This is a genomic window from Micromonospora globispora, from assembly GCF_003857015.1.
GTDB lineage: Bacteria > Actinomycetota > Actinomycetes > Mycobacteriales > Micromonosporaceae > Micromonospora > Micromonospora globispora.
Window position 1 is genome coordinate 1 of record NZ_QGGF01000141.1, and the last position, 5,294, is coordinate 5,294.

The following is a 5,294-nucleotide window of genomic DNA, read 5'->3' on the forward strand; positions in this document are numbered from 1 at the left end:
CCCCGGGGGTCTGGCTTGCGGCGTGCGCGGCGAGCCAGACCCCCGGGGTGTACGCCGCGGCCGCGGTCACCGCCCGCACCGACGGACGGGTGGCCCGCGTCGACCTCGACCTGGTCGTCGCGTACGGGCAGCACGTCCCCACGGTCGCCGAGGCGGTACGCCGCCGGGTGGCCGCCCGGTTCGAGGCGTACGCGGGGGTGACCGTGCAGGGCGTCACCGTGACGGTGGTGGACGTGCGGCTTCCCGGCGAGGAGGCCGACTGACATGCGCTCGATCAACCGGGTCGCCACCCTGCTGCTCGCCGTCGCCCTGCTCGTCGGCGGGATCCTCGTCGCGGTCGAGGCACTACTCGCGGCGCTGGGCCGCTCGGGCCCGGTGCTGTCCCGCTGGTCCGTCACCCTGACCGCCGCCCGCTGGCAGGACGGTCCGGTTCGGGCGCTGGCCGCGGCGGCGACCCTGCTCGGTCTGGTGATCCTCGCCGCGGAGCTGCGCCGGTGGCACCCGACCCGGCTTCGGCTCACCGACGACGACGGCTGGCACCTGCACCGCCGCTCGATGGAACGGCGACTGGCCCGCGCCGCCCGGTCGGTGCCGAGCGTACGGCGGGCCCGGGTGCGGGTCCGCCGCCGCGGGGACAGTTGGCGGCCCCGGGTGACCGCGACCGGCGACCCGGCGGCCCGCGCGGATGTCGAGTTCGCCGTGCACCGGGAACTCGACCGGCTCGCCGCCCCGTGCCGCGGCCGGATCGAGGTCCGGCTGTCGCCCGCTCGGGGGACGACGTGAGCAACGCGGCGCACCGGCTCCTCTGGACGGTGCTCGCTCTGCTGCTGGTCACGCTGGGGGGCACCGCATTGGCGGTGAGCCTCGGCCGGTTGCCGGGGGCGAGCGCGCCGCTGCTTTACCCCGGCCTGCTGAACTGGTGGCGAGCGGGCACGCCGTGGAGCGCCCTCGCCGTCGCGGTCGGCGGGGTGCTGCTCGCCCTGCTCGGGCAGCGGCTGCTCGTCGGGGAACTGTGGGCATCCGACCGGGTGGGCGGCACGCTGGTGCAGCGCGGCGACGGCGCCGGTCGTACCCGAGTGGAGTCCCGGGTGCTGACCGGCGCGCTGGAGCGGGACCTGCTGCGGGAACCCGGGGTACGCCGGGCCCGGGTGGTGCTCACCGGCGCGGTGGCCCGGCCGGACGTCTGGGTCGAGCTGCACCTCGACCCGCGTACCGACGCCGCCCCCGTACGCGAGCACCTCGACGCCGCGGTCCGCCGGTTCGCCGCGACCGTGGGCTGCCGACCGGCGCACCTCGACGTCACCGCCCGGCTCGACGACCGATCCTGATCGGCGGCTCGGCAACCCGGACGCCGCGGCCGGCGTCCGGTAACCGGTGAGCGCCCGACGCCCCCCTCGCCCCGGTGCCCGACCGGGGCCGACCCGCGGGGTTGCGCCATGATCGGGGGGGGATCACGGCGGAAGGGGAACGACTGTGCGGGTGGTGTCCCTGGTGCCGTCGCTGACCGAGGCGGTGGCGCTGACCCGGCCCGAGGTGCTGGTCGGGGCCACCGACTGGTGCAGCCACCCGGCCGGGTTGGACGTGGCCCGGGTCGGCGGCAGCAAGTACCCGGACCTGGACCGGGTGCTGGCCCTCCGGCCCGACCTGGTCCTGCTCAACGAGGAGGAGAACCGCCGCGCCGACGCCGACGCCCTGGTCGCGGCCGGGGTGCCGGTCCGGGTCACCTTCCCGCGTACGGTGCCGGAGGCGCTGGTCGAGCTCGCCGACCTGGTCGCCGCGCTCGGGGTGAGCACCGAGCCGGACTGGCTGGTCTCCGCCCGCCGCGCCTGGGCGGCCCTGCCCGAGCCCGGCACGCTGCGTCGGGCGGTCGTCCCGGTCTGGCGGCGACCCTGGGTGGTGCTGGGAGCCGGAACCTTCGCCGGTGACGTGCTGCACCGGCTCGGCGTGGCGAACCTGTACGCCGACCACGCCGAGCGCTACCCCCGCCCGGAGCTGGACGAGCTGCGCGGGCGAAACCCCGACCTGGTGGTGCTGCCGGACGAACCGTACCGGTTCACCGCCGACGACGGCCCGGAGGCCTTCCCCGGCGTCCCCTGCGCGCTGGTCTCCGGCCGGCACCTCACCTGGTACGGCCCCTCCCTCGCGGAGGCGCCCGCAGTGCTCGCCGGCCAGCTCGCCCGTCCCCTCTGAGCTGCCGGAACGGGACGTACGACCCCATCCGCACGGGCCCTTCGCGCCTGGTCCGCACCGCCGCTCGGGTGTGGACTGCGGGCAGGAGAGGAAGGAGTGGGGAGATGGACAACAATCGTCTGATCGTGGTGGGCGTGGACGGCTCCGACGGCGGCCGGCGGGCGCTGGACTGGGCGGCCGACGAGGCGAAGGCCCGGGGAGGCACCGTACAGGCCGTGGTCGCCTGGCGGTGGGACGGGATCGAGGCCGGTCCGACCACCGCGACGAATCCGACCGACGAGCGGGAGCACGCGGTCGACGTGCTCGACCAGGCGATCCAGGGCCTGGTCGCCCGGGAGGGACCGGGTCAGCCGGTCGCCGGCGAGGTCGTCGAGGGACGTCCGGCGGACGTGCTCACCGCCGCCGCCCGGACCGCCGACCTGCTGGTGCTCGGCAGCCACGGGCACAGCCGGCTGCGGCACACCGTCCTCGGCTCCGTCAGCGAGGAGTGCGTCCGCAAGGCCAGCTGCCCGGTGGTGGTCGTCCCGGTCCTGGTCCCGGCGGCGCGGACGTCGGCCGAGCCGGCGCTGCGCGGCTGAACGCATACGACCGAAAGATGGCCGCCCTCGACGGGGCGGCCATCCTTGGCGTATCCGCGGGCTCCACCCGGCCGGGTGGGGCCCGCGGACGCCGGCGGTCAGGCGACCGGGGTGGCGTGCACCGGGTCCAGCTCCATCAGCGTGGTGTCGTCCACGTCGTAGCCGATCGCGTTGTGAACCTGGACCACGCCGCTGACCTGGGCGGCGAGCCGACCGGCCAGTTCGACGGCGGTCCGCCGGTCCAGCCGGCCGTCGAGGGTGACCTCGCCGCCGCGGACCTGAACGGTCACCAGGCCGTCCCGCACCGCGAGCACCCGGCGCAGCACCTCCTGCACCACGTCCTCGCGGATCTCCGCGTCGGTGCGCAGGTGCACCCGGAGCAGGTCGCTGCGGGTGACGATGCCCACCAGCCGACCCAGGTCGTCCAGCACCGGCAGCCGCTTGACCGCCTCCCGATCCATCAACCGGGCCGCCGCCGGCAGCGGCGCCTCGGCCTGGGTGGTGACCGCCGGCGCGGCCATCAGATCCTTGGCGACCAGCGCGTCCGCCTTCTCCCGCGCGGTGCGCCGGCGCCGGCCCTCGAAGACCCGGCGCTCGTCCGGGTGACCGGACCGCTCGATCTTGTGGAGCAGATCCGCCTCGGACACCACACCCAGCACCCGACGGAAGCTGTCCACCACCGGCACGGCGCTGATGCCCCGCCGGATGAGCACGTCGACGATCTGGCGGTACGGGGTGTCCTCCCCCACCGTCGCGACGTCCCTGGTCATCACGTCGCCCACCTGCCACGTCCTCATCACGACCTCCTCGGTGTGGTTCTCCACTGGCGACGCTATGTCCGCATCCGGGCCGCTGGTCAGAGGCGGTGGGCCGGATCGGAAAGGCCGACCGGACCGGGCCGGAAGGGGTCCAAGGTCCCGGCCAGAAGCGGCCCGGTCGGCCCTGACCGCCGCGCCCCCGGAGCGATGGAATGAATGTGCCACCGGGAACGCGGTGCGAGGCACAAGAAGGGACGTGGAAACCATGACCGCGACATTCGAGCGGGTCACCGCCAACAACAAGGTTCCGGCCAACACCAAGGTTCCGGCGGTCGAGACCACCCGCGACGTCGAGACCACTCGCGACAAGGCCGCCCGGTACGTCTTCGCCGGACTGCGGATCGCCCTGGGCTGGACGTTCCTCTGGGCCTTCCTGGACAAGATGTTCGGCCTCGGACACGAGACCCCGGCGAAGAACGCCTGGATCAACGGTGGCAGCCCCACCAAGGGCTTCCTGGCCTTCGGCGCCGCCGGCCCGTTCAAGGGCTTCTACAACGGGATCGCCGGCGCGGCCTGGGCTGACTGGATGTTCATGATCGGCCTCGCGGCCCTCGGTGTGGCCCTGCTGCTCGGCATCGGCATGCGGGTCGCCGCGGTCGCCGGCGGGATCCTGCTGGTCATGATGTGGACGGTCGTCCTGCCCCCCGAGAACAACCCGTTCATGGATGACCACCTGATCTACACCGGTCTGCTGGCCGCGCTGGCCCTCGTCGGCGCCGGGAACACCTTCGGACTCGGCCGGGCCTGGGCGAAGCTCCCCGTCGTCAAGCGGCTCCCCTGGCTGAAGTGAAGTGAGGGCTCCGGCAGTACCCACCGGGCGGGCGTCACCAGAGGTGACGCCCGCCATCTCATGTGCTCACCGGTCCCCGCCGCCGACCAGCGGCGGGGACCGACGCGTATCGGCCGGTTGCTATCCGGCAGGATCGACGGGGACTGGATCCATCACCCACCGAGGCAGGAGAACCGCGAAATGGACAAGCCCGAGGTAGGCCCGATCGAGGGTGCCCCGCCCGCCGATCTCGTCATCGAGGACATCACCGTCGGCGAGGGCCCGGAGGCCCGCCCCGGCCAGCGCGCCACCGTGCACTACGTCGGGGTGGCGCACTCGACCGGCCGCGAGTTCGACGCGTCGTGGAACAGGGGTGAGCCCTTCGAGTTCCCGCTCGGCGGCGGCCGGGTCATCGCCGGCTGGGACCAGGGCGTGGTGGGCATGAAGGTCGGCGGCCGGCGTCGCCTCACCATCCCGCCGCACCTGGGCTACGGCAACCAGGGCGCCGGGGGCGTCATCAAGCCGGGCGAGACGCTGGTCTTCGTGGTCGACCTGCTCGGCGTGCGCTGACCGGGCACTGACTCCGCAGGGCCGTCGGCACCGCGCCGGCGGCCCTGCGCCCGTTCGGGTCGGCGATCAGGCCGGGACCAACTCCCCGGCCAGGGCCGACTGCCGGACCGGCATCACCCGCTGCAGCCCGGTGGCCCGCAGCACCCGCGCCACCACCGGGTCCGGGTCGACCAGCTCCAGCTCGCCGCCCCGGGCCCGCACCCGCAGGTGTGCGGCGACCAGCGCGCGCACCCCGGCGGCGGAGAGCACCCGCACCCCGGACAGGTCCACCCGCAGCACGGGCCGCGCGGGGGCGGCCCAGAGCGCCGCCCGGAACGAGCCCACGGTGGCGATGTCGACCTCGCCGACCGCCCGCACGTCCACCACCAG

At 74.8% G+C, this 5,294-nt stretch carries 9 protein-coding genes; 7 read left to right on the forward strand and 2 right to left on the reverse strand.

The window, feature by feature from the left end; all coding sequences use genetic code 11:
- From DKL51_RS05060 to DKL51_RS05080, 5 genes are all read left to right on the forward strand, one after another.
- Positions 1 to 263: Asp23/Gls24 family envelope stress response protein (locus DKL51_RS05060; RefSeq protein WP_221623130.1), on the forward strand; the 263-nt coding region annotated here is incomplete at its 5' end.
- A gap of 1 nt (position 264) precedes the next feature.
- Positions 265 to 783: a DUF6286 domain-containing protein gene (locus DKL51_RS05065; RefSeq protein ID WP_109943035.1), complete on the forward strand. Its 519-nt coding sequence runs from the start codon at positions 265 to 267 to the stop codon at positions 781 to 783.
- A complete protein-coding gene (locus DKL51_RS05070) occupies positions 780 to 1,328 on the forward strand; it encodes a hypothetical protein (protein WP_109943036.1) in 549 nt (182 codons plus the stop codon). Before DKL51_RS05065 ends, DKL51_RS05070 begins: the two co-directional genes overlap by 4 nt.
- A 145-nt stretch (positions 1,329 to 1,473) precedes the next feature.
- On the forward strand, positions 1,474 to 2,190 hold the full coding sequence (locus DKL51_RS05075) for a helical backbone metal receptor (RefSeq protein ID WP_109943037.1): 717 nt from the start codon (positions 1,474 to 1,476) through the stop codon (positions 2,188 to 2,190).
- A 104-nt stretch (positions 2,191 to 2,294) separates the two neighbouring features.
- Positions 2,295 to 2,768: a universal stress protein gene (locus DKL51_RS05080; protein ID WP_109943038.1), complete on the forward strand. Its 474-nt coding sequence runs from the start codon at positions 2,295 to 2,297 to the stop codon at positions 2,766 to 2,768.
- 98 nt (positions 2,769 to 2,866) lie between these two features.
- On the opposite strand, the gene DKL51_RS05085 is transcribed toward DKL51_RS05080, so the two are convergent.
- Complete coding sequence (locus DKL51_RS05085) at positions 2,867 to 3,565, reverse strand: CBS domain-containing protein (RefSeq protein WP_109943046.1); 699 nt, start codon at positions 3,563 to 3,565, stop codon at positions 2,867 to 2,869.
- A 226-nt stretch (positions 3,566 to 3,791) separates the two neighbouring features.
- On the opposite strand from DKL51_RS05085, the gene DKL51_RS05090 reads away from it, so the two are divergent.
- Positions 3,792 to 4,376: a DoxX family membrane protein gene (locus DKL51_RS05090; RefSeq protein ID WP_109943039.1), complete on the forward strand. Its 585-nt coding sequence runs from the start codon at positions 3,792 to 3,794 to the stop codon at positions 4,374 to 4,376.
- A 180-nt stretch (positions 4,377 to 4,556) separates the two neighbouring features.
- Positions 4,557 to 4,925, forward strand: coding sequence for an FKBP-type peptidyl-prolyl cis-trans isomerase (locus DKL51_RS05095; RefSeq protein WP_109943040.1), 369 nt, complete (start codon positions 4,557 to 4,559; stop codon positions 4,923 to 4,925).
- Between the two features lie 66 nt (positions 4,926 to 4,991).
- Here DKL51_RS05095 and DKL51_RS05100 read toward each other — a convergent pair whose 3' ends face one another.
- Positions 4,992 to 5,294 (reverse strand): STAS domain-containing protein, encoded by a 303-nt coding sequence (locus DKL51_RS05100; protein ID WP_124811788.1) that lies wholly within the window; start codon positions 5,292 to 5,294, stop codon positions 4,992 to 4,994.